Source organism: Rhodothalassium salexigens DSM 2132 (assembly GCF_004341375.1).
GTDB classification, from domain to species: domain Bacteria; phylum Pseudomonadota; class Alphaproteobacteria; order Sphingomonadales; family Rhodothalassiaceae; genus Rhodothalassium; species Rhodothalassium salexigens.
On record NZ_SLXO01000001.1, the window covers coordinates 75,915 to 100,020 of the forward strand.

At 69.7% G+C, this 24,106-nt stretch carries 20 protein-coding genes and 2 riboswitches; of the genes, 16 read left to right on the forward strand and 4 right to left on the reverse strand.

Annotated elements, in window-relative coordinates; all coding sequences use genetic code 11:
* Positions 1 to 77 precede the first annotated feature (77 nt).
* Both metF and EV659_RS00365 read right to left on the reverse strand, forming a co-directional pair.
* Positions 78 to 1,013, reverse strand: coding sequence for a methylenetetrahydrofolate reductase (metF, locus tag EV659_RS00360; RefSeq protein ID WP_132706439.1), 936 nt, complete (start codon positions 1,011 to 1,013; stop codon positions 78 to 80).
* Positions 1,010 to 1,972 (reverse strand): ArsR/SmtB family transcription factor, encoded by a 963-nt coding sequence (locus EV659_RS00365; RefSeq protein ID WP_132706440.1) that lies wholly within the window; start codon positions 1,970 to 1,972, stop codon positions 1,010 to 1,012. Before EV659_RS00365 ends, metF begins: the two co-directional genes overlap by 4 nt.
* Before the next feature lie 470 nt (positions 1,973 to 2,442).
* On the opposite strand from EV659_RS00365, the gene EV659_RS00370 reads away from it, so the two are divergent.
* The 13 genes from EV659_RS00370 (at position 2,443) to EV659_RS00430 (ending at position 17,302) form a co-directional block, all read left to right on the forward strand.
* Positions 2,443 to 3,186, forward strand: a complete 744-nt coding sequence (locus tag EV659_RS00370) for a TerB family tellurite resistance protein (protein WP_132706442.1) — start codon at positions 2,443 to 2,445, stop codon at positions 3,184 to 3,186.
* Positions 3,186 to 4,130, forward strand: a complete 945-nt coding sequence (locus EV659_RS00375) for a DMT family transporter (RefSeq protein WP_132706444.1) — start codon at positions 3,186 to 3,188, stop codon at positions 4,128 to 4,130. The genes EV659_RS00370 and EV659_RS00375 overlap by 1 nt, the downstream gene beginning before the upstream one ends.
* A gap of 1 nt (position 4,131) precedes the next feature.
* The gene (locus EV659_RS00380) at positions 4,132 to 4,938 is read left to right on the forward strand and encodes an N-acetylmuramoyl-L-alanine amidase (RefSeq protein ID WP_132706446.1); all 807 of its coding nucleotides are present in this window, start codon (positions 4,132 to 4,134) and stop codon (positions 4,936 to 4,938) included.
* A 157-nt stretch (positions 4,939 to 5,095) separates the two neighbouring features.
* A complete protein-coding gene (locus tag EV659_RS00385; protein ID WP_132706448.1) occupies positions 5,096 to 6,355 on the forward strand; it encodes a hypothetical protein in 1,260 nt (419 codons plus the stop codon).
* 61 nt (positions 6,356 to 6,416) lie between these two features.
* Positions 6,417 to 7,703 (forward strand): PQQ-dependent sugar dehydrogenase, encoded by a 1,287-nt coding sequence (locus EV659_RS00390; RefSeq protein ID WP_132706449.1) that lies wholly within the window; start codon positions 6,417 to 6,419, stop codon positions 7,701 to 7,703.
* Complete coding sequence (locus EV659_RS00395) at positions 7,693 to 8,145, forward strand: c-type cytochrome (RefSeq protein WP_132706451.1); 453 nt, start codon at positions 7,693 to 7,695, stop codon at positions 8,143 to 8,145. Before EV659_RS00390 ends, EV659_RS00395 begins: the two co-directional genes overlap by 11 nt.
* A 163-nt stretch (positions 8,146 to 8,308) precedes the next feature.
* Positions 8,309 to 10,354, forward strand: coding sequence for a TonB-dependent receptor (locus EV659_RS00400; protein WP_165878625.1), 2,046 nt, complete (start codon positions 8,309 to 8,311; stop codon positions 10,352 to 10,354).
* A gap of 135 nt (positions 10,355 to 10,489) precedes the next feature.
* Positions 10,490 to 11,023, forward strand: coding sequence for a hypothetical protein (locus EV659_RS00405; protein ID WP_132706455.1), 534 nt, complete (start codon positions 10,490 to 10,492; stop codon positions 11,021 to 11,023).
* Positions 11,024 to 11,125: 102 nt separating this feature from the next.
* A riboswitch (glycine riboswitch) is annotated at positions 11,126 to 11,227 on the forward strand.
* A 1-nt stretch (position 11,228) separates the two neighbouring features.
* A riboswitch (glycine riboswitch) is annotated at positions 11,229 to 11,334 on the forward strand.
* Positions 11,335 to 11,387: 53 nt separating this feature from the next.
* Positions 11,388 to 12,503, forward strand: coding sequence for a glycine cleavage system aminomethyltransferase GcvT (gene gcvT / locus EV659_RS00410; RefSeq protein WP_132706457.1), 1,116 nt, complete (start codon positions 11,388 to 11,390; stop codon positions 12,501 to 12,503).
* Between the two features lie 61 nt (positions 12,504 to 12,564).
* On the forward strand, positions 12,565 to 12,936 hold the full coding sequence (gcvH, locus tag EV659_RS00415; RefSeq protein WP_132706459.1) for a glycine cleavage system protein GcvH: 372 nt from the start codon (positions 12,565 to 12,567) through the stop codon (positions 12,934 to 12,936).
* A gap of 9 nt (positions 12,937 to 12,945) precedes the next feature.
* Positions 12,946 to 14,301 carry an aminomethyl-transferring glycine dehydrogenase subunit GcvPA gene (gene gcvPA, locus EV659_RS00420; RefSeq protein WP_132706461.1) on the forward strand — a complete coding sequence of 452 codons (1,356 nt, stop codon included), beginning with the start codon at positions 12,946 to 12,948 and terminating at the stop codon, positions 14,299 to 14,301.
* Complete coding sequence (gcvPB, locus tag EV659_RS00425; RefSeq protein WP_132706463.1) at positions 14,298 to 15,875, forward strand: aminomethyl-transferring glycine dehydrogenase subunit GcvPB; 1,578 nt, start codon at positions 14,298 to 14,300, stop codon at positions 15,873 to 15,875. The genes gcvPA and gcvPB overlap by 4 nt, the downstream gene beginning before the upstream one ends.
* A 173-nt stretch (positions 15,876 to 16,048) precedes the next feature.
* Positions 16,049 to 17,302 (forward strand): DUF2336 domain-containing protein, encoded by a 1,254-nt coding sequence (locus EV659_RS00430; RefSeq protein ID WP_165878626.1) that lies wholly within the window; start codon positions 16,049 to 16,051, stop codon positions 17,300 to 17,302.
* A gap of 121 nt (positions 17,303 to 17,423) precedes the next feature.
* Here the strand turns inward: EV659_RS00430 and EV659_RS00435 are convergent, their stop codons facing one another.
* On the reverse strand, positions 17,424 to 19,124 hold the full coding sequence (locus EV659_RS00435; protein WP_132706466.1) for an AMP-binding protein: 1,701 nt from the start codon (positions 19,122 to 19,124) through the stop codon (positions 17,424 to 17,426).
* Between the two features lie 836 nt (positions 19,125 to 19,960).
* Here EV659_RS00435 and EV659_RS00440 point away from each other — a divergent pair.
* The 3 genes from EV659_RS00440 to EV659_RS00450 all read left to right on the forward strand — a co-directional run bounded on the left by EV659_RS00440 (position 19,961) and on the right by EV659_RS00450 (position 23,357).
* Complete coding sequence (locus EV659_RS00440) at positions 19,961 to 21,550, forward strand: peptide chain release factor 3 (RefSeq protein ID WP_132706468.1); 1,590 nt, start codon at positions 19,961 to 19,963, stop codon at positions 21,548 to 21,550.
* A 25-nt stretch (positions 21,551 to 21,575) separates the two neighbouring features.
* Positions 21,576 to 22,622 carry a glutathione S-transferase N-terminal domain-containing protein gene (locus EV659_RS00445; RefSeq protein WP_132706469.1) on the forward strand — a complete coding sequence of 349 codons (1,047 nt, stop codon included), beginning with the start codon at positions 21,576 to 21,578 and terminating at the stop codon, positions 22,620 to 22,622.
* 96 nt (positions 22,623 to 22,718) lie between these two features.
* Positions 22,719 to 23,357: a PAS domain-containing protein gene (locus EV659_RS00450; RefSeq protein WP_132706470.1), complete on the forward strand. Its 639-nt coding sequence runs from the start codon at positions 22,719 to 22,721 to the stop codon at positions 23,355 to 23,357.
* Positions 23,358 to 23,475: 118 nt separating this feature from the next.
* Here the strand turns inward: EV659_RS00450 and queE are convergent, their stop codons facing one another.
* Positions 23,476 to 24,105, reverse strand: coding sequence for a 7-carboxy-7-deazaguanine synthase (gene queE / locus EV659_RS00455; RefSeq protein WP_132706472.1), 630 nt, complete (start codon positions 24,103 to 24,105; stop codon positions 23,476 to 23,478).
* Between the last annotated feature and the right edge of the window lies 1 nt (position 24,106).

Consider the following 24,106-nt stretch of genomic DNA (forward strand, 5'->3'; position numbering starts at 1 on the left):
TCGAAGGCGCGGCGCCGGGCCCCGTCGGCCGGCGCACTGGAAGCGTCGGGCCGGCGGCCGGTGGCGCCGGCGCGTGGTTATTCGGCCGCCTCGATCATCGCCGCCTGACCCTGCGGGCGGATGCCCAAGAGGTGGCAGATGGCGTAGGTCAATTCGGCCCGGTTCAGCGTGTAGAAGTGGAATTCCCGCACCCCGCCGGCGTAGAGCCGCTTGACCATCTCGCCGGCGACCGTGGCCGAGACCAGATTGCGGGTCATCGGCTGGTCGTCGAGGCCCTCGAACAACTCCACCATCCAGTCCGGCACGGTGGCGCCGCAGCCGGCGGCGAAGCGCTTCAGCGTCTTCATGTTCGAGACCGGCAGGATGCCCGGCACGATCGGCACGTCGATACCGTGGCTCTGGGCATGGTCCAGATAGCGCCAGTACATGTCGGTTTCGAAAAAGAACTGGGTGATCGCCCGGTTGGCACCGGCGTCCACCTTGCGCTTCAGATTGTCCAGATCGCCGGCCAGATTGGGGCTGTCGGGATGCACCTCGGGGTAGGCGCCGACGGAAATGTCGAAGTCGCCCACCTCGCGCAGGCCGGCCACCAGCTCGGCGCCGTTCTTGTAGCCTTCGGCCCACGGGTCGCCCTTATAGTCGGCGCCCGGCGCGTCGCCGCGCAGCGCCACGATGTGGCGCACGCCCATATCCCAATACTCCTGGGCGATGCGCTTGACCTCGTCCTTGGTGTGACACACGCAGGTCAGGTGGGCGGCCGGCGTCAGGTCGGTCTCTTCCAGAATGCGCTTGACGGTGGCGTGGGTCCGCTCGCGCGTCGACCCGCCGGCGCCATAGGTCACCGACACGAAGCGCGGCCCCAAAGGTTCCAGCGTCTTGACCGACTGCCACAGGGTTTGCTCCATCGCATCGGTCTTCGGCGGGAAGAACTCGAACGAGATCTTCAGCGGTTCCCCGAAGTCGGCGTAGAGCGACGGCTGCAAGCCAGGCGCGTGGGCGTCGATATGGGTCATTCTGCTGCCTCCAAAAGGGTTTTGTTGTCGACGCCCGGTTGGTCCAGGCGCCAGATTGTGACGGTCAGTTCGCCGCCATCGAGATGTTCGACCGCGGTCGGGGCGAGCCCCGCCGCTTCGCCCAGGCCGTTGATCTCCTCGTCCGAGAAGCCCAGACGGCGGTGGGCGTGTTCCTCGCGCAGGAATTCCTTCTCATGCGGCGCGAAATCGACGATCAGGCAGGTGCCGCCGGGGCGCAGCACCCGCGCCGCCTCGCGGATCGCCAGGCTCGGGTCGTCGGCGAAGTGCAGCACCTGATGCAGCACCACCGTGTCCTGGCTGGCCCGGTCGGCGGGGATGTCGTACATGTCGCCAAGGCGCACCTGGCAATGGCCCAACCGTTTCTGGGCCAGATTGTTGCGCGCCACGGTCAGCATCTCGGCCGACAGGTCGATGCCGAGGCCACGACGGATATGCGGCGAAAACACCTCCAGGATGCGGCCGGTGCCGGTGCCGATATCAAGAAGCCGCTGCGGGCGTTGTTGCTTGGCCAGCGACAACAGCGTCGCCTCGACCTGCTCCTCGGGCACGTAGAGCGACCGCATGCGATCCCATTCGGGCGCGTGGCGCGAGAAATAGTCGGCGGCCTCAGCGGCGCGTCGGGCCCGCACCTCGGCCAGCCGCTCCAGGTCGCGGCTGAATTCGGGATCTTCCTCGGGGATCAACTCGGCGATGGTGGTGACCAACGCCTGGGCGTCATCGCGGTCCGACAGGCGGTAAAACACCCACGCGCCTTCGCGAAACCGATCCAGCAGATCGGCGTCGCACAGCAGGCGCAGGTGACGCGACACCCGCGGCTGGCTTTGGCGCAGAATGTGCGTCAACTCCGTCACGGTCAGTTCGCCTTGGTTTAACAGCCCGAGAATCCGCAGCCGGGTCGGTTCTCCGGCCGCACGTAAGGCCCCCAGCAACCGGTCCATCGCGCTACGCTCTCCAAACAGCTCTATCCATCGATCGGCGACAACATATAAAGATATCTTTATATGTGCACAAGCCTTCATTTTTCGCCCGGCCGAAAGCCGCCGCTTGCGCCGGTGTGGGCGTCTCTGGCACCAGCAGTCGCCGCGCGGTCGACGCCGCTTTGGGTCACGCTCTGAACCGGGCGTTATGGGCGGTCGGTGGCTGGGATCGGCGCGGCGGCGCCCGGGATCGGCGATGCGGCGAGCGGGCTTATGCTGCGCCGCGTGCCCCGTCGGTGGCGTGACCCGGCCGTCACCGTTCCTTAAACGTGGTTTTCTAGGCTGCCGGGCCGATGGTTCCGGGCGGGCGGTTGGTGGCGGTGTCGGACGGATGGGCGACGGCTGGCCGGGGCACCCCCAAGGCCCGCGCGAGCCAAACGGGGCGGGCGAAAAGGTTATGCACATGCTGGACTTATGCTAAGGACAAGCGCATGTCGGTTTGGGGAAAAATCGTCGGCAGCGCAGCCGGGCTGATCCTGGGCGGTCCGTTGGGCGGTCTGGCCGGGCTGGTTGTCGGCCATGTGTTCGACGCCGGCGCGCGCGCCACCATGGGCGAGGCCGACGCCGGCGACGAGAGCGCCACGCGCAAGATCTCGTTCACCATCGGCGTGATCGCGTTGGCGGCCAAGATGGCCAAGGCCGACGGCGAGGTGACCGAGGACGAAACCGCCGCGTTCCAGCAATTGTTCCAGGTGCCGCCCCACGAAGTGCGCAACGTCCAGCGGGTGTACAATCTGGCGCGTCAGGATACCGCCGGGTTCGAAGCCTATGCGGGCCAGGTGGCCAGCCTGTTCGAGGGCAATTCGGTGGTGCTGGAAGACCTGCTGGACGCCCTGTTCATGATCGCCACGGCCGACGGGGTCTTGCATCCGAGTGAAATGGACTATCTGAGCACCGTGGCCGGAATTTTCGGCTTCGACCAGGCGGATTTCGATCGCATCGTCGCGCGCCATACGGGCCGCGAACGCAGCAACCCTTATGTGATCCTGGGTCTGTCGCCCGATCTCAGCGACGACGAGATCAAGCGGGCCTATCGCCGTCTGGTCAAGGAGAACCACCCCGACCGTCTGGTCGCCCAAGGCGTGCCCAAGGAGTTCACCACCGTGGCCACCCAGCGTCTCGCCGCCATCAACGAGGCTTACGACCGGATCCGAACCCAGCGCGGGCTGGCCTGATGCGGCCGGTCCACTTGGCCCTGGTGATCCTGATCGCCATTGTGTGGGGGCTCAATTTCGTCGTCGTGCTTCAGGTGGTGGCCGACCTGCCGCCGGTGTTCGCCAACGCCATCCGCTTTGCCATCGTGCTGGTGCTGCTGGCGCCGTTTCTGCGTCCGGTGCCGGGGCGCATGGCGCGGCTGATCGGCGTGGCGCTGGTGCTTGGCGTGGTGCATTTCGGGTTGGTCTTCGTGGCCATGAGCCGCACCGTGGATCTGGCGCCGGTGATCGTCGCCGCCCAGACCAATGTGCCGTTCGCCACGCTGCTGGCGGTGTTGGCGTTCGGCGAGCGCATCGGTCTGTGGCGCACGCTGGGCATCGCTTTGTCGTTCGCCGGCGTGCTGCTGATCGGCCTCGACCCCGCCGGCTTCGACAATGTGGTCGCCATGGGGCTGATCCTGGGGTCGGCCTTCGCCTATGGGCTGTCGGCCAATCTGTTGCGCAAGCTGGTCGGCGTGTCGGCGATGACCGTGCAGGCATGGGTGGCGGCGATGGCGGTGCCGGGGTCGCTGCTGGTGTCCTGGGTCGCCGAGACCGGTCAGATCGCCGCCGTGCAGAACGCCGGCTGGGCGGCCTGGGGCGGGCTGCTCTACGGCGCGGTGGCGGCGACCATCGTCGGCCATGTGGGCATGACCTATCTGTTCCAGCGCTACGCGGTGACCACGGTGTCGCCCTATATGCTGATGATGCCGGTGTTCGCCACCGCCTTCGCCGTCTGGCTGGCCGACGAAGCGTTGACCTGGCGCGCGGTGGTTGGCGGGCTGGTGACCATCTCGGGCGTCGGGCTGATCACCCTGCGCAATCGCCTTCGCTATCGCCAGCAACGCCAGGCGCGACGGGCCGCGGCGGCGGCGGCCGCCGTCGCCCCGCCCGGCGGTCGCCGGCTCGGCCAAGACGAGACCTGACATGGGCGCCGATCCGCTGCCGTCGCGATTGCCGCTGCCTGCCATCGTCGATCATCCGTCGCCCAACCACGGGCCGCGCCGGGGGGGAACCGCCCCCGACATGATCGTGCTGCATTATACCGGCATGGCCAGCGCGGCGGCGGCGCTCGACCGGCTATGCGACCCGGCGGCCCAGGTCTCGGCGCACTATCTGGTCGACGAAGACGGTGCCATCCGCCGGCTGGTCGACGAACAGCGCCGCGCCTGGCACGCGGGCCATGCCCATTGGGCCGGCGAAGCGGACATCAATAGCCGATCCATTGGCATCGAGATCGTCAATGGCGGCCACGACTTTGGTCTGCCGACCTATCCCGCGGTCCAGGTCGACGCGGTGGTCGCACTGGTCGGCGACATTTGCGCGCGCCGGGCGATCCCGCCGGCGCGCGTGGTCGGCCATGCCGACGTGGCGCCGGCGCGCAAGGCCGACCCGGGCGAGCACTTTCCCTGGTGGCGGCTGGCCGCCGCTGGTCTGGCCCTGGCGGGGCCGGCCGAGGGGGCGGGGCCGGCCGAGGCCACGGGGCCAGCGGTCGACAAGGCCGCGGCTGCGTGCCTGGGGGCGGGCTGCGGCGGGTCGGCGGTGCGGGCGCTTCAGGGCGACTTGGCGGCGATCGGCTATGCGCTGTCGGTCGACGGGCGCTATGGGGCGCAGACCGTGGCGGTGGTGACCGCGTTCCAGCGCCGGTTTCGCCCCGATCGGCTCGACGGCGTGGCCGACGGCGAGACCCGGGCGCTCGTGCGGGGGGTGGCCAAGGCGTGCCGCAAAGCGTAGAAGAACAGCTATGATTCGCAACAAATTGACCCTCGGTCTCACCTTCGGCGTCGCATGGGCGGTGCTGGGGGTCCCGCCGGCCGCGTCGCTCGACGCCCGATCTGCGACCCCCTCTGCGGGGGCGTTTGCGTCTGCGTCAGCGCCCAGGGCGGCTGTCGTGGTCGGCTCTGCGGCGGCCATGACGGCGGCCGGCATTCCGGCGGCCGGCGCGGCCGAGGCGGCGACCGAGGACCGCCGCGATCCGCGCGCGGTGATGCGCGAGCGCACCCGCCAGAGCATGGCGGCGCTGCGCCAGTGTCTCGACCGGCCGAGCCAGGCCTGCGCCCTGCGCGCCGCCTTGATGGTCACGGCGGCCGAGACCTTGTCCATCGACCGCTCCAAGGTGCTGCTGTCGGTGGCCGACACGCTGCACGCGGTGGGCGACCAGGCCCGTGCCGAGCGCACCGTGTCGGTGGCCAAGTCCGAGGCGCGCGACATCGGCATCGGCTTCGCCGTCGACACCCGGCTGGTCGACGTGGCCGAGATCGAGGCCAAGATCGGCGCCGCCGAGGCCGCCGCCGACACCGCCGCCGCCATCGAAGACCAGGTTCTGCGCGCGCGCGCCTTCGGGCGCATCGCCGTGGCGTTGGTGGAGGCCGGCCGCGCCGACCGCGCCGCCGCCATGCTCGACCGGATCGAGGTCGGCGCGGTGGCGCAGGAGTACGCGCTCCAGGTGGCCGAAATCCTCACCGCGGCCGAGGCCGGCGGCGCCGGCGCCCGCGCGGCGCTCGACACCGCCGCGCGGCTGGTCGACGCGGCGCCCATGAGCCGGTTCCGCCTCGCCGGGCGCATCCGGCTCGCCGCCGCCCGGGCCCGCTTCGGCGAGGCCGAGGCGGCCCGCGCGCTCGCCGCCGAGGTGGAACAGGATCTGGGCCGGTCGATGCCGAGCCATGCGCGCGCCCGGCTGCTGGCCGACTTAGCGGTGCTCGACCTGGCGCTCGACGACCGGGCGGCCCACGAGACCCATATGACGGCGGCGCGGCGGGCGCTCGACAAGGTGCGCAGCGACTATGAGCGCGATTATGCGCTGAGCGACGTGGCCATCGCGGCGGCGCGCGGCGGCGCTTATGACGCCGCCCTCGACCTGGCCGAACAAATCGACAGCGTCGACGTGCGCACCCGCTTCGCCCGACGCCTAGCCCGGCTGGACCGCAGCGCGGCGGCGCGGCGCGCGCTCGCCACCTATGCCGACCGCACCGCGCGCGACCATCTGGACAAGCTCGACCAGCCCTACACCCGCGACGAGGCGCGCTTCGCCCTGGTCATGGCGCTGGTCGAGGCCGGCTCGGCGCAGCCTGCGGTGTCGGTGGTCGAGACCATGGAGGACGACGACGCCCGGGCGCGCGGCCTGGCGTTCGTGGCCCGCCTGCTGGACTAGAGGTCGTGCGTTGATCTAGGGCAGGGCGGGCCGGCACACCCGATCGTTAAGGGAGGATCGCATGACCGGCTTTACCCGCTTGACCGCCGCCTTGGGCGCGGCGACGGCGCTGTTGTGCGCCGCACCGGCGCTGGCACAGGCGCCGGACCAGACCGCCGACGGCGTCGAGGTCTCGGTGCCCGAGGGCTTCACCATCACGCCCGTGGCCCAGGGGCTCGGCTGCGTGCGCCACATCGCCGTGCACGAGGACGGCACCATCTATGGCGCCATGATGCGGCGGTCGTGCGCGGCGGGCGACGGCGGGCTGGTGGTCCTGCGCGACCCTGACGGCGACGGCACCCGCGAGGCGACGTTCACCGGTGCCGACCTGCAGGGCACCGGCATCGCGCTTTATCGGGGCCGGCTTTATTACGGCACCGATACGGCGATCCGGCGCTACACGCTCGACCCGGAAACCGGCTTGCCGGCGGGCGCGGGCGAGGTGATCGTCGGCGGCTTCGACGAACAAAGCCAGCACGCGGTCAAGCCCATCGCCTTCGACGCCCAAGGCCATCTCTATGTCAGCGTCGGTGCGCCGTCCAATGCCTGTCAGGAGCGCATGCGCACGCCGGGCAGCCCCGGGCTCGACCCGTGCCCGCAGCTCGACCGCGCCGGCGGCATCTGGCGCTATGACGCCGAGGCCACCGGCCAGCGCCACACCACCGACCGGCGCTTCGCCACCGGCACCCGCAACGCCATGGGGCTCGCCTATCACCCCGGCGCCGACCGGCTTTTCTTCGCCTCGCACGGGCGCGACGACCTGCACCGGCTGTTCCCCGACCTCTATACGGTGGAACAGAATGCCGAATTGCCGTCGGAGGAGGTCCACCGCCTGGTCGAAGGCGGCGACTATGGCTGGCCCTACACCTATTACGACCATGAAAAGGGCCGGCGCATGGTGGCGCCCGAATATGGCGGCGACGGCGAAACGACCGCCGAGCCCGGCCGCTATGCCGAGCCGGTGGCGACGATCCCGGGCCATTGGGCGCCCAACGACCTGATCGTCTACACCGCCCAAGCGTTCCCCGAGCGCTACCGGGGCGGGCTGTTCATCGCCTATCACGGCTCGTGGAACCGGGCGCCCTTGCCCCAGCGCGGCTATAACGTGGTGTTCGTACCGGTGTCGGCCGACGGCGAGCGCGTGGGCGCGCCGGAAGTGTTCGCCGACGGTTTCAAGGGCCGCGAGCCGCTGCGCTCGCCGCGCAACGCCGCCCACCGGCCGACCGGGCTAGCCATCGGCCCCGACGGCGCGCTCTACGTGGCCGACGACCAGGGCGGCACGATCTGGAAGATCGCTTATGACCGCTGAGGGCGCCCGCGGCGCCGCGCTCGGTGCTGGTTTGGCGCTGGCGGCCGGGCTGGGCGTGGCCGGGTTGGGCTTGGCGGGGTTGAGCGTGGCCGGGCCGGCGCAAGCCGACGCCGCCGCCTCGGGCCGTGCGCTTTATGAAACCCACTGCCAGTCCTGCCACCAGTTCGACGGTGGCGGCGTGCCGAATTTCCAGCCGTCGCTGCTGGACTCGGTCCTGGTGGCGGCCGAGCCGCGAACGCTTGCCGCCTATGTGTTGCAGGGCACCGCCGACCTGCCGGACACCGCGCGCGCCTATAACAATGTGATGCCGTCGTTTCGCCACTTGTCCGACGCCGAGGTCGCGCGGCTGCTGCGCTATGTGCGCGGCGATCTGGCCGGGGTCGACGACGCCGAACCGGTGACGCCCGAGGCGGTCGCCGAGGCGCGCGCCGGGCTGGACTGAGCGCCCGGCCATGCCCGCAGCGATGGCCGATCTTGACCGTTCTGGCGGTCGCCGGCGGCGGGCGCGAGAAGGCGGCGCCGCGCTGGTCGCCGTGGCGCTTGGGGCTGTGACGCTCGGGGCCCCGCCGACCCGGGCGGCCGCCCCGGACAGTGCGCCCCACAGCGTGCCCGACAGTTTGCCCGCCGGGCCCGACCAGCCGGTCGAGACGCTGGAGGTGACAGCACCCCGCCTCGACCGGCCGGCCGGCGCGCGCGCCTTTCCCCTGACCCGCCTCGCCGGTGACGCGCTCGCCCGGTCGCCGTCGCTGCGCCTCGACGACATTCTGAGCCAGGCGGTGGCCGGCTTCTCGTTGTTCCGGCGCCAGTCGTCGCTGGTCGCCAACCCCACCACCCAGGGCGTCAGCCTGCGCGGCATCGGGCCCAATGGCGCCGGGCGCACCCTGGTGCTGCTCGACGGCGTGCCGCTCAACGACCCGTTCGGCGGCTGGGTCTATTGGTCGGCGCTCGACCCGCAGGCGCTCGGCGCGGTCGAGGTGGTGCGCGGCGGCGGCGCCGGGGGCTATGGCAATCAGGCGCTGGCCGGCACCATCCGGCTCGCCTCGCGCGCGCCCGAGCCCGGCACCGGCGCCATCGAGGCGCGCGGCGGCGGTTTCGCCACCGTCGACGTCTCGGCGCGCTCGACGCTGGGGCTCGGGCGCGCCGCCCTGACCGTCTCGGGGCGCTATTTCGACAGCGCCGGTTATCACCAGTTGCGCGGCGCCGACCGCAGCCCCGCCGACCGGCCCGCCGCCAGCCGCATCGGCGTGGTCGACGCCCGGCTCGCCGTGCCGTTCGGCCCCGACACCGAGCTGTCGGCGGGCCTGCGCTGGTACGACGAGGCGCGCAACAACGGCTTTCGCGCCGAGGTCAACGACACCCGCGCGCTCGACGCCTCGCTGCGCCTGGTCCACGCGCCCACGGCCGGGCCGCGCGCTGAAGTCACCGCCTATTACCGCACCCGCGATTTCGCCCAGACCTTCGCGATCGCCACCGGCTCGGGCGTGCGTCAGGTGCTCGACCAGTTCGACGTGCCGGGCCGCGGCGCGGGGCTCTTGGCCAAGGCGCGCTGGCCGCTCGGCGACGCTTTGTTGGGCGGCGACACCATGGAATGGGGCGTCGACCTGCGCTACCAGGACGGCGAGACCAACGAGCGGTTCCGCAATCTGGGCGACGGCTTCACCCGCCGGCGGCTGGCCGGGGGCGAGCAATTGTTCGTCGGCACCTGGGCGGAATATGGCGCCGCGCCCGGCGAGCGCCTGGACCTGACCGCCGGCGTCCGGCTCGACCACTGGCGGGTGTTCGACGGTGTGCGCCGCGAGACCGACCTAGCCACCGCCCTGGTGCTGCGCGACGACGCCATCGCCGCGCGCGACGCGGTGACGCTGAACGGCCGCGTCGGCGCGGTCTATGGGCTCACCCCGGCGCTCGACCTGCGCGCCGGCGCCTATACGGGCTTCCGGGTGCCGACGATCAACGAATATTTTCGCCCGTTCCGGGTCGGCAACGACATCACCGAGGCCAATCCGGGCCTCGACGCCGAGCGGCTCTACGGCGCCGAGGCGGGCGTCGACTGGCAGCCCTTGCCGACGCTGCGGCTGGAGGCGGGCTATTTCCGCAACCGGCTCGACGGCGCGGTCGGCAATGTGACGATCGCCCAAGGGCCCGGCGTGTTCCCGCCCACCGGCTTCGTGCCGGCGGGCGGCAGCCTGAGCCAGCGCCGCAACATCGACCGCATCGTGGCCGACGGTGTCGAGACCGCGGCCCGGGTCGCGCTGTCGGCGGTGCTCGATGTCCGGCTCGGCTACCAGTTCGTCCACGCCCGCATCGCCGCCTTTCAGGTCCGCCCGGAGTTGGTCGGCAACCGGGTCGCCCAGTCGCCCCGCCACACGCTGACCGGGGCGGTGGACTGGCGGCCCTGGACGCCGCTGCGGCTCAACCTGACCGCGCGCCACGAGACCGCGCGCTTCGACGACGACCGCAACACCCGGCGGCTGGCGCCGGCGACCCTGGTCGACCTGCGCGGCGACTATCGCGTGGCGCCGGGGCTGGATCTGTTCGTGGCGGTGGAAAACCTGTTCGACGCCGCGATCGAGACGCGCCGCGCCGGCGACGGCACGGTGACGTTCGGCCAGCCCCGGCTGGTCAGCGGCGGCGTGCGGCTGCGTTTCTGATCGGCGCGGTTGCCGCGCCCGGTTCGACCCACTAGGGTTGCCGGCGTCGCGCGCCGGCGGGGTTCGCCCGCCGGGTGCTCAAGCCCTTTCCCGCGCCGGACCCACGCGGTCCCGACCGGAGTGACGAACCAAGTGATGCCGACCATTTTTGCGCCGCGGCGCCTGCTTCTTCTGTCGATCCTCACCGCCGTGCTGGCCGGATGCGGGGCCAACCGCAACCCGCTGGAGGTGACCATCCAGCGCTGTCCGGCGGCGGCCTTCGTGGACGAGACCGCCAACTGGGTCGAGTTCGCCGGCGACGACCTGACCGCCGACCAGGTGGTGTTCGACGCCATGCTGTCCAACCTGGAACTGACCTGCAACCAGGACACCCAGGTGGAAAGCGTGGTCAGCTTCGACGTCTCGGTGCGCGGCGGGCCGGCGCTTGACGGCCCGGTGGAGGTGACGCTGCCCTATTATGTGGTGCTGCTGCGCGACAACAGCGTCATCGCCGCCAAAAAAACCTATGAGGTGACCTTCATCCTCGACCCCGACGCGCCGCGCGCCGGCAGCCGCGAAACCGTGCGCCAGGTGATCGACGATATCGAGCGCACCCGGCGCTACGATTATGAATTGCTGATCGGCTTCCAAATGGACCCGGCGGCGGTCGCCTATAATGAACTGCGCTAAGACGGGGACGTTTTTGGCGCGGCGGCGTTCGTGCGATTGACTCACAATTTGTAGCATCTATACTTGCGCCTATTGCTTCGCCCGTCGGCAGATCAGACGGGCGCTCGGTTGGTGGGAGAGATCGGGGGTGGCGCCATGCCATGCCTCGGCGCCGAAGGAGCAACCTCCCCGGAAACTCTCAGGCGGAAGGACCGCCGACCGAGGGCACTCTGGAAAGCGGATGTCGGGACACCCGGCATCCCACCGAAGGGGTAAGCGGCCGGTCCGATCAGGGGCGGGCTGCGCAATCTCTCAGGTCCCATGACAGAGGGGGAACCGGCATTGCGAAACGACCGGTACGAACCCTTCTGGCGATGGGACCCTTATGACCCAGAGTGCGCTTAAGACGACCCAACTTCACAGTTTGCATGAGCGCCTCGGCGCCAAGATGGTGCCGTTCGCCGGCTATCACATGCCGGTCCAGTATGACGGCGTGTTGGGCGAACACACCCACACCCGCAAGGCCGCCGGCCTGTTCGACGTGGGCCATATGGGCCAGGCGACGCTGACCGGCCTTGACGGTCGCGACCCCGGCGCGGCGCTCGAAGCGCTGGTGCCCGGTGCGATGGCGACGCTCAAGCCCGGGCGGACCCGCTACACCCTGCTGCTCAACGACGAGGGCGGCATTCGCGACGACCTGATGGTGACCCGGCTCGACGCCGAGACGCTCTATCTGGTGGTCAACGCGGCGTGCAAGGACACCGACTTCGCCCATATCGCCGCCGCGCTCGACGGTCAGGCGCGGCTCGACCCGCTGACCGATCGCGGCCTGGTGGCGCTTCAGGGGCCGCGCGCGGCCGAGGCGCTGGCGGGCCAGGTCGCGGGTATCGAGGACCTGACCTTCATGCAGGCGAGCCGCGCCGAATGGCGCGAACACGACCTGTTGCTGACCCGTTCGGGCTACACCGGCGAAGACGGCTTCGAAATTTCGGTCCCCAACGCCGCCATCGAGGCGTTCGTCGAGGCGCTGTTGGCGCATGATTCCGTCAAGCCCGTGGGGCTTGGCGCGCGCGACAGCCTGCGCCTGGAAGCCGGACTATGCCTCTATGGCCACGATCTCGACGAGGCGACCACGCCGGTCGAGGCCGACCTGGTCTGGGCGATCGGCAAGAAGCGCCGCGAAACCGGCGGCTTTCCGGGCTTCACGGTGATCCGCCGGCAGATGGAAGAGGGCATCACCCGGCGCCGCGTGGGGCTGCGGCCCGAGGGGCGGACGATCGCGCGCGAGGGCAGCGAAATCGTCGACGACCAGGGCCAGACCATCGGTCGGGTGACCAGCGGCAGCTTCGCGCCCAGCGTCGGCGGGCCGGTGGCCATGGGCTATGTGCGGCCCGACTTCGCCGCCGTGGATACGCCGGTGGGGCTGAAGGTGCGCGGCAAGGTGCACCCTGCGCGGGTGGCTGCGACGCCGTTTGTCGCACACCGCTATGTGCGCGGCTAAATTGCTGTAACGGCAGACAATTTTTCTTTTGAACGCAACGGTCGGAATAGGGGAGGCCCAGGTGACCGAAATCTATTTTTCCAAAGATCACGAATGGATCAAGGTCGACGGTGACGAAGGCACGGTGGGGATCACCACCCACGCCCAGGAACAACTCGGCGACGTGGTCTTTGTCGAACTGCCCGAGGTGGACGCCGAATTCGCCAAGGGCGACGAGGTGGCCGTGGTGGAATCGGTCAAGGCGGCGAGCGAGATCTACGCCCCGGTGAGCGGCACCATTATCGCCGTCAACGAGGTTTTGGGGGAAGAGCCGGGCAAGGTGAACGCGTCGCCCGAAGACGACGGTTGGTTCTTCAAGATCAAGATCAACGACAAGGGCGATCTGTCGGACCTGATGGGCGAAGACGCCTACAAGGACCTGACCAGCGACTAGGAGCGTTTCATGCGATATCTGCCCCATACGCAGGAAGACCGGCGCGAGATGCTGGCGGCCCTCGGCGTTGACCATGTGGACGCCTTGTTCGAGGATGTGCCGGCCAACGCGCTCAATGCCGATATCGACCTGCCGGACCACCAGTCGGAAATGCAGGTCGAGCGCGCCATGGCGCGGCTGGCGGCGAAGAATGTGGACGCCGGCTCGGTGCCGTTCTTCTGCGGCGCTGGGGCCTATCGCCACCATGTGCCGGCAACCGTCGACTATGTAATCCAGCGCGGCGAGTTCCTCACCGCCTACACGCCCTATCAGCCGGAAATCAGCCAGGGCACGCTGCAATATCTGTTCGAGTTTCAGACCCAGGTGGCGACGCTTTTGGGCACCGAGGTGGCCAATGCCTCCATGTGGGACGGCTCGACGGCGACCGCCGAAGCGGTGCTGATGGCCCGGCGCATCACCCGGCGCAAGAAGGCGGTGATGGCCGGCGGGCTGCACGGCCACTATGCCGATGTGGTCGGCACGGTGACCCGGTTCACCGACGACGCGGTGACCTATCTGGAGCCCGAACCGGCCGACCCCGACGCCGAAACCCAGGCGATCATCGACCAGATCGACGACGAGACGTCGTGTGTGGTGGTGCAGAGCCCGAATATGTTCGGCCATCTGCTCGACCTCAAGCGCATCGCCGAGGCGGCGCACGCCAAGAAGGCGCTGTTGATCGCCGTGGTCACCGAGGTGGTCAGCCTGGGCGCGATCACGCCGCCGGGCGACCAGGGCGCCGACATCGTCGTCGCCGAGGGCCAGTCGCTCGGCAACGGGCTCAATTTCGGCGGCCCCTATCTGGGCCTGTTCGGCACCCGGCAGAAATATGTTCGCCAGATGCCCGGCCGGGTCGCCGGCGAGGCGCGCGACGCCGACGGCCGGCGCGGTTTCGTGCTGACGCTGTCGACCCGCGAACAGCATATCCGGCGCGAAAAGGCCACGTCCAACATCTGCACCAATTCCGGGCTCTGTGCGCTCGCCTTCACCACCCATCTGTCGCTGCTCGGCGAGGTGGGCTTGCGCAAGCTGGCCATGCTCAACCACCGCAAGGCGGTCGAGTTGCGCGACCTGCTGGCCGGCGTGCCCGGCGTCGAGGTGTTGAACGAGACCTTCTTCAACGAGTTCACCCTGCGCCTGCGCCGCGACGCCGCCTACATCGTCGAGGCACTGGTGGAGCGTGACGTGCTCGGCGGCGTGCCGGTGTCGCGCCTGCTGACCAAGCGCGATGATGTGGACGAGCTGTTGCTGGTGGCGGTGACCGAGACCGTGACCCGCGACGATATGGAGACCCTGGCCCGCGAACTGAGGGAGGCGCTGGCATGACCATGAACCGACAAGGACGCCCCACCGGCGTGCCCGAGGCGGCGACCGGCGGCGATACGGCTGCCGGCCCCGCCACCTTCACCGGCCACAAGGCGCTGGAACGCGACGAGGGGCTGATCTTCGAGATCGGCTCGCCGGCGGTCACCGGCGTCGACCTTGAAGACCCCGGCGACTTCGAGACCGCGCTCGGCGGCTTCGAGCGCACCGAGCCCATGGGGCTTACCGGCCTGTCCGAGCCCCATGTGGTGCGCCACTACACCCGGCTGAGCCAGAAGAATTATGGCATCGACACCGGGCTGTTCCCGCTCGGCTCGTGCACCATGAAGCACAATCCGCGGCTCAACGAAAAGATCGCCCGGCTGCCCGGTTTCGCCGACATTCACCCGATGCAGCCCGAGCGCACCGTGCAGGGCGCGCTCGAAGTGATCGACACGCTGGCCGATTGGCTGTGCAAGCTGACCAACATGGCGGCGATCGCCATGAGCCCCAAGGCCGGCGCGCATGGCGAATTGTGCGGCATGATGGCGATCCGGGCCGCGCTTGAGCACCGCGGCGAGCAACGCCGGACCGTGCTGGTGCCGGAATCGGCCCATGGCACCAACCCCGCGACCGCGGTGTTCTGCGGGTTCCAGGTCAAGACCCTGGCGAGCACCGAGGATGGCCGGGTCGATGTGGCGGCGCTCAAGGCGCAGCTTGGCCCGGACGTGGCGGCGATCATGCTGACCAACCCCAACACCTGCGGGCTGTTCGAGAAGGATATCCAGGAGATCGCCGCGGCGGTCCACGAAGCGGGCGGCTATTTCTACTGCGACGGCGCCAACTTCAACGCCTTGATCGGCAAGGTCCGACCGGGCGACCTGGGCATCGACGCCATGCACTTCAATCTGCACAAGACCTGCTCGACGCCCCATGGCGGCGGCGGGCCGGGCTCGGGGCCGACGGTGCTGTCCGAGGCCCTGGCGCCGTTCGCGCCGGTGCCGTGGGTGGAAAAGGCGGTCGGCGGCGGCTTGCGCCTCAAGGCGACGGTGCGCGACGGCAACACCGCCTTCGGGCGCATGACCGCGTTCCACGGCCAGATGGGCATGTTCACCCGCGCGCTCGCCTATCTGATGAGCCACGGCCGCGACGGCCTGCGCCTGGTCGCCGAGGATGCGGTGTTGAACGCCAACTATGTGGCCGCCGGGCTCGACAAGGCGATGACCCGCACCTACAAGGCGCGGCCCATGCACGAGGTGCTGTTCGACGACCGGTTCCTCAAGGGCACCGGCGTCGACACGCTGGGCTTTGCCAAGGCGCTGATCGACGAGGGCTTCCACCCGATGACCATGTACTTCCCGCTGGTCGCGTCGGGGGCGATGCTGATCGAGCCCACCGAGACCGAGTCGCGCCGCTCTCTCGACGAGTTCGTGTTCGCCATGACCAAGCTCGCCGAGGCTGCCAAGGCGGGCGAGACCGAGCGGTTCGACCAGGCGCCGCGCTTTGCGCCCTTGAAGCGGCTGGACGAGACGGCGGCGGCACGCAAGCCGGTGCTGCGCTACGAACCGCCGGCACCCTACGCTCAGGCGGCCGAATAGGCGCTTCGCGTCGCCAGCACGCAAGCGGCCGGGCCCGGCGACGGGTCCGGCCGTTCGCGTTTTAGGGAAGGGTTAACGCCGCTGCCGCTAGAGTCGTATTAGAAAGATGTAGCGCAATCCTGGGTCGATATGGCGATGCCACCGTGGCCTGGGCCGGAAGTGTGGGGCGCGGTTTGGTTCAGCGTGACGACGACAAGCCGGGCGGTGCGGGCAATGACGCGGTCGTGGCCTTGTTGGCCCAATCGCTGGGCGCCGACGCGATCACCGACAAGGCGCGCGGCAAGTTGGAGGGCCTGGCCTATTGGCTGATCGAATCCCTGCCCGAGGCGGCGCGCGGGTCGCTTGCGGACGAACTGGGACGATTGCCGTCGCTGTCGCCCGATCTGGCCCGGCGGCTGGCGCTCGACGACAGCCCGCGGGTGGCCGCGCGGTTCATCCTCGAAACCGGCGCCCTTAGCGACGACGATTGGATCGGGCTGCTCGACCGCGTGCAGGGCGCGGCCCAAGTGGCCATAGCCCGGCGAGAAAGCGTGTCGGCGGCACTCGCCGAGGCGCTGGCTACCGGCGGGTCGCGCCGGGCGGTGGCGGCGCTGGTCGACAATGCGGGGGCGGCGCTGTCGAGCCGGGCGGCGCGCAGCGTGCTCGACCGCTACGGCGACGATGTGGAGATGGTCAAGGGTCTGGCGTTGCGCGACGACCTGTCCCGGGCCACGGTCGAACGGGTGACCGCCGCCCGACGCAAACTCAAGGCCCGGTTTGAGCGCCTGCCCGATGCGCCGTCGCCGCCGTCTGACGATGCCGTGGCGCCCGACACCGTGCCGCACAACGCCGCCGCCGTGGACACCGCCAAGGAAGAGGCGCTGCTGGCCCGGCTCGATCAGTTTGCCCCGGAGACGCTGCCCGATTTCGTCCAGCGCATGTTCGCCGGCGGGCGCATCACCGATCGTTTTCTTCTGGCCGCGGTCAAGCGCGGGGCGGAGCGGGTGCTGGCACTGGCGCTGTCGGCGCGGATGCGGGTCAACCTGCCGCTTGTGCGCGCCCGGCTGGATAGCGGCGATCGCGACGCCTTGGCCGATCTGTTCGACCGGGCCGGGGTGGCGGCGACGCTCGCGCCGCTGTTGGTGGACATGCTGGCGCCGGCTCCGGAAGGCTCGACATCGGACGAGACGGATGTTGCGGACCCCGGCGGCGGTTCAGCCGGCGGCCGCGGGGAAGGCGCGGATGGGGCGCCATCGGATCCCTCCGCCTCGACCGGGGGGGCGGCGGTCGACGACGGCGCGACACCGACGCTCGGGCGCCGCGGTCACGACACCCCGGACCTGTGGGCATCTGGCGCCGCCGGCGATGCGGTTGAAGATAGCGATGGGCCGGCGGGCCGCGGCCTGGGCGGTGCTGGCCGGCGGGCCGCCGGAACGTCTTTCGGCTGACCGCCCCGCCGGCCGTCGGGTGCGCCGGCATGTTGGTTCTGGCACGGCGCTTGTGGCGCTTCGGATCGGACAGGGCGGCTCGGGCCCGATCGCTCGGACAGGGCGGCTTGGGTGCGAGCGGTCAGGCGGGGCTGCGCTCGGCGCCCGCTTGGTCGCGCAATTGGCGCCGCAGGATCTTGCCCACCGGCGATTTCGGCAGGTCGGCCACGAAATGCACCCGGCGCGGTCGCTTGTAGTTGGTCAGATGCGCTGTGCAATGGCGCAACACGGCGGCCTCGTCGAGCGCGGGGTCGGCCTTGACCACGAAGGCCTCGACCGCTTCGCCGGTGGCCTCGGACGGCACCCCGATCACCGCCGCCTGGGCAACGCCGGGCAGTTGGGCGAGCACATCCTCCACCTCGGCGGGGTAGACGTTGAAGCCCGAGACGATGATCATGTCTTTCTTGCGGTCGACGATACGCAGGGCGCCGTCTTCGTCGATCACGCCGATGTCGCCGGTATGGAGCCAACCGTCGCGGATCGTCTCGCCGGTCGCGTCGGGCTGGTTGAGATAGCCGAGCACCACCTGAGGGCCGCGCACCACCACCTCGCCGGGTCGGCCGCGCGGCACCACCTGGCCGGTATCGTCGACCAGCTTGATCTCGGTGCCGGGCAGGGGATGGCCAACGGTGCCGTGGCGTTGCGGTTCGCCGAGCTTGGGGAAGGTGACCACGCAGGTTCCCTCGGTCAGGCCATAGCCTTCGTAGATCGGGCAGCCGGTCATCGTCTCCCAGCGCTCACGCGTGCTCTTCTGCAAGGGTGCCGCGCCCGATAGGCACAGCTTCAGCCGATCGGGCGGCCGGTCGGCAAACCAGGGTTCGGTCATCAGTGCCTGAAAGAGCGTGTTGATGCCCGGCAGCACGGTGATGTCGAAGCGCTCGAACGCCGGGCGCAGATTGCTGAGCGGGCGCGGCTGCGGCGCCAGAACGCAGTGCATGGCGGTGCGCGGCGCTTGGATCAAGGCGAAGGTCAACGCCATCACGTGATAGAGCGGCATGACCACCAGCCCGGTCTCGACGCCGGGTTCGTACAGCTCGCCATTGTGGTGGTGGGTTTGGCTGGCGTTGGCGATCACATTGCGTTCCGACATGGCCGCCCCCTTGGAGCGTCCGGTCGTCCCGCTGGTGTACTGGTAGAGCAGCGGCTCATCCACCGGCCGATCGGCGAACAGGGCGGCGACGCCCGCAGGCTCGTCGGCCGCCGCCCGGCGACCCTCGCGCACCAGGGTGTCGAGCGGGATGGTGCGCCGGTCGGGCTTGGGCGCCAAGCCCTTGAGGCGCAGCGCGGTGCGCACGAGCACCGCCTTGGCGACCGGCATCAGGTCGGCGAGCGACAACCGAACCACGCGGGTCACGGCGGTGTCGGCCAGGATTTGGTCGAGCGCGCCGCCGAACAGGTCGATGATGAACAGCACCCGCGCCCGGCTGTCCGCCAGTTGGTGTTGTGCCTCGCGCGGGGTGTAGAGCGGATTGATGCCGGTGAAGATCAGTCCGGCCTTGATGATGCCCTTGGCGACCACCGGAAAGGCCAGGCAGTTGGGCGCCATCACCGCTACCGCCGTGCCCGGCGGCAGGCCTGCGACCCGGCGCAGGTAAAAGGCGATGGCGTCGGAATAGGCTTTCACCTCGGCGAAGCTCAAGGTGGCGTGGGCGCCGTTCGGCAGCACGACGGAATAGGCCGGCCGATCCGGAAACACCTCGGCGCCCAGGTCGAGCAAAGGGCCGAGGCGGTCGGCCAGATGGTCCGACGCATCCAAAGCCGGCCCGGCGACATGCGAGACCATGATTGCGATCCTCCCCCCATGAGGGTAGCGCGAGGATGGCTCCAACGCCAAGGCAAAACAGCCGCAGATCAGGGTGTGCTTGGCTGCCCCCAAGCCGCTCGAAGGTGCTCCGGGGCAGGCGGCTGCGGAGTCGCTGTCGCCAAAGCGCCATGGGGCGCGCGCGGCATGTCCGGGGCGATGCCGACCCGATGGCCGATCTCATGGCGGATGCTGGGGGCCGGTCGTGCGTGCGGCATCAGCCAAGCTCGGGTGCGGGTAGACCGGCGGCGACTCGCCGTCTCGATCCCCCATGTGGGGCGGGGGCATGGATCGGGCGTCGGGCAAAAAAACGGCCCGTAAACAAGGTTACGGGCCGTTAAAGGGGCTCATCTTGTCTTCGCAGGCTCATCCGGTTGGATATGCGTCGCTCGTAAGACCAACACAAAAGGACCCTAGATATCTAGAAGATTGCCCCGCATAACACAAGGGTAAATATTCCGTTGCCTCGGCGGCCTTTGGTCCTGGCATTGAAATTGCAGGTTAGATTGAGCCGGCCTTATGATGGATCAGACCTTGAAACCGCGTGGGTTTGTGAGGACTTGAGCGCCGGCGTGCCGCGTCGCGGTTCTGCGCCGGCGCGGCTGGCGCCGCTCAACGGCAACCCTCAGGGTGCTATTGTCGCAGGCGTGCCGCCCGCCGCCGGCCCAAACAGGTCGGGGCCGGTTCGTTACCTTGCGTTCGCGCCGGTCGACCGCCATAAACGCGGGTCCACCGTTCGGTTCCGTCGGCCAGCCCCTTTGGGCAGACCCTTTGGAACAGGCCGGTTCGGCCCCGCTTTTTTTACTGACCGAGTCCGCATGGAAGCCCTGACCGACGCCATCAACGCCCGCCGCACCTTTGCGATCATCTCGCACCCGGATGCCGGCAAGACCACTCTGACCGAGAAGCTGCTGCTGTTCGGCGGCGCCATCGAGACAGCCGGCGCCGTCAAGGCGCGCGGCGAGCGGCGCCGGGCGCGCTCGGACTGGATGAAGGTGGAGCAGGAGCGCGGCATCTCGGTGGCCAGCTCGGTGATGACCTACGAGTATGACGGCCGCACCTTCAACCTGCTCGACACGCCGGGCCACGAGGATTTTTCGGAAGACACCTACCGCGTGCTGACCGCGGTCGACAGCGCGGTGATGGTGCTCGACGTGGCCAAGGGCATCGAAAGCCAGACCCGCAAGCTGTTCGAGGTCTGCCGGCTGCGTGACATGCCGATCACCACCTTCGTCAACAAGCTCGACCGCGAGGGCCAGGACCCGTTCGCGCTGCTCCAGGAGATCGAGGAAACGCTGCAACTGGACGTGACGCCGGCCAGTTGGCCGATCGGCATGGGCCGCGATTTCCACGGCTGCTACGACCTGTTTCAGGACCAGTTGATCCTGTTCGACAAGGGCGGCAACGACACCCGCAGCGAGGGCGTGGCGCTGCACGGGCTCGACGACCCCAAGCTCGACGCGATGCTGCCCGACCATCTGGTCGCCAAGCTGCGCGAGGATGTGGAGATGGTGCGCGGCCTGTGCCCGCCGTTCGACGCCGAGGCGTATCTGGCCGGCAATCTGACGCCGGTCTATTTCGGCTCGGCGGTCAATAATTTCGGTGTCCGCGAGTTGCTGGAGGGGCTGTCGCGTCAGGCGCCGTCGCCGCGCCCGCAGACCGCGCTTGAACGCGCGGTGGCGCCCGACGAGGCCAAATGTTCGGGCTTCGTCTTCAAGATCCAGGCCAATATGGACCCCAAGCACCGCGACCGCATGGCGTTCCTGCGCCTGGTGTCGGGCCAGTTCAAGAAGGGCATGAAGCTCAAGCATGTGCGCTCGGGCAAGACCATGGCGGTGCACAATGCGCAACTGTTCCTCGCCCGTGACCGCGAGGTGGCCGAGACGGCGGTTGCCGGCGACATCATCGGCCTGCCCAACCATGGCGGCCTGCGCATCGGCGACACGCTGACCGAGGGCGAATTGGTGCGCTTCACCGGCGTGCCGAGCTTCGCACCCGAGCTGTTGCAGCGCGTCCGCCCGGAAGACCCGATGAAGGCCAAGCATCTGGGCCGGGCGCTCGAACAATTGGCCGAGGAGGGCGCGGCGCGGGTGTTCAAGCCCTATCTGGGCGCCGATTGGGTGGTCGGCGTGGTCGGCGCCTTGCAGTTCGACGTGCTGGCCGACCGTATCCGCACCGAGTTCAACGTGCCGGTGCGTTTCGAGCCCACCGAGTTGATGACCGCGCGCTGGGTCGAGGCCGACGATCCGCACCTGCTCAAGCAGTTCGTCGACAAGAACAAGGCCAGCCTGGCCGAGGACCATACCGGCGCGCCGGTCTATATGGCCCGCAATGCCTGGCACCTGAACAAGCCCATGGAGGACTTCCCGGGCTTGCGGTTCCTGAAAACCAAGGAAGAGTCGGTCTGACGCCGGGCCGGCCCAGGGGGAGGCGATGAGCGAGCGCTATACCGTCTACGGCATGGATGCCAGCTACTTCACCCAGAAGTTGCTGACCCTGATGGCCTATAAGTGCCTGGACGTGGACTATCGCCACAAGACCCTGGCCACCCGCGACCATGTGGAGGCCGCGGCCAAGACCCATCTGATCCCGGTGCTGGTGACGCCGTCGGGGCAGTGGCTGCACGACAGCACGCCGCTCGCCTTCATGCTCGACGACGAGCACCCGGCCAGCGCCGTGGTGCCGCCAGCCGACCCGGCGCACGCGCTCGACCGGATGCTGTGTCGGATGCTCGAAGACTATTTCGACGAGTGGCTGACCCGGCCGGCGATGCACTTTCGCTGGTTCCATGAGGCCGACCGGCAGACCAGCGGGGTGTCGCTGGCGCGAGACCTGGCCGGGCTCGACCCCGCCACGCCGCTCGACGCCGCCACCCAGCCCCTGGTCGACAATGTGCTCGATTTTCTGACCCGCTGGGGCCGCTCGACGGCGCCCAAGATCGCCGCCGGGCCCGACCATGCGGGCGCCATCGCCGGCGATTTCGCCCGCCTGGTCAGTCTGCTCGACCAGCATTTCCGCGCCCATGCCTTTCTGCTCGGCGACCGGCCCTGTCTGGCCGATTTCGCGCTTTATGGGCCGCTCAAGGCGCATTTCCTGGCCGACCCGACGCCGCACGCGGTGATCGAGGCGCAGGGGCCGGCGGTGCGCGACTATGCCGGGCGCATGGCCGCCGCGCGCGCCGCCGCCGCGCCCGAATGGCCGGCCCATGGGGGCGTGCCTGAGACCCTGGCCCCGGTGCTCCAGCATGTGGGCCAGGACTTCCACGCCTATCTGGTCGCCAACCGGGCAGCCCTCCAGGCGCGCCGCGACAGCGTCGAGATCGACACCGCCTATGGTCCGCTGACCCTGGCGACGCGCCCCTATACCGAGCGCACCCGCGCCGACACCGCCGCCGACCTGGCCGGCTACGAGCCGGCGGTGCGGGCACGTCTTGAGGCCGAGTTGGCGCCGCTCGGGCTGTGGCGCGCCTACACGCTGTAAGCGAGCCTGCCACGGTCGGGCGGTGATGGTGTTGCAGCCGCAAAATTGCTACAATGCGGCCGTACCAGAGACGCTCGACGAGTGGAGGTGGCGTCGATGGAGCGCGTTGGGCTGATCGAGACCGAGGTTGCCGGCCAGCTTTGGGATTATTGGGAGGAGTTGCGGCCTGCGGGCGATGCCATGCCGGCGCGCGCGGCGTTCTTGCCCCAACGGGTGCCCGAGAGCCTGCCCTATACCATGCTGACCGAGGCGCAGAGCGCCGCCTGGGAGACGGTCCGCCTGATGGGGACCGCCATCGATGCCTTGATGCCGACCCGCGACCGGACCTTCGACAGCGCCAGCCGGATCGACGCGGCGCTGCGCGGCTTGTATCAGGGCCTGTGCGCGGTGCGCGCCGAACGCCCGGTGGTCACGCTGCGCAAGAGCCGCCTGCTGATGAACGATGGCTGCCGGCTGGGCTTCGAGATTTTGCACCTGCCGTTGCGCGCCCCGGCCCCGGGCACGACGCCGGTGCTGGCCTGTCTCGCCCCCTACCGGACGCCGCCGCCCGGGCTGCGCTTCGACCACGGCCCGGACTATGAACGGGTCGACGCACTGTGGCTCCACGGCCTTGACCATCCGCTCGGCTGGAGCGATCTGCCGGCGCCGATGGTCGCCTATCTGGTCGACGCGCGGGTGCCCGTGCACTTCGCCCGCGTCGACACGGCGGTCGACCCGGCGGCCCTCCCGGTCTGACCGGGCAGCGCCCTGGCACGCTCGGCGTGACGGCCGGACGCGCGATAAGCCAGAGGCGGGCAGGGCCAGACGCGGGATAGAGCGGACGGCAACCGGGTGGCGGGATCGGGCGCGGCGGTCAGTCGATGCCCAGCACCTTGTGGGTTTGCACGCTCAGCCGCCAGCGTGGGTTGGCCAGGCAGTAGGCGATCGCCTGGCGGGTATTGTCGGCCAGCGCCGGGCCGTCCATGGGCTGGAGGAAGCGGTGGGCGAAGTCCAGATCGGCGAAGCGCTCGGGCTCGGCGCCGGGTTGCGGGTAGACCAGCTTGAGTTCCTGGCCCCGGGTCTGGACCAGCGGCGCGCCGGCCTTGGGGCTGACGCACAGCCAGTCGATGCCGGCGGGTGCCGCGACCGTGCCGTTGCTCTCCACCGCCACCTCGAAGCCGGCGTCGTGGAACCGCGCGATCAGGGCGGCGTCCAGTTGCAACAGCGGCTCGCCGCCGGTGCACACCACCAGCCGCCGGTCCCGACCCGCCGGCCACAGCGCCGCGGCGGCGGCGACCAGGTCCGGGCCCGCGTAGCGGCCACCGTTCTGGCCGTCGGTGCCGACGAAATCGGTGTCGCAGAACCGGCAGACGGCGCCGGCGCGGTCGGCCTCGCGCCCCGACCACAGATTGCAGCCGGCGAAGCGGCAGAACACCGCCGGCCGGCCGGCCTGACCGCCTTCGCCCTGCAGGGTCAGAAACAGTTCCTTGACCGCATAGGCCATC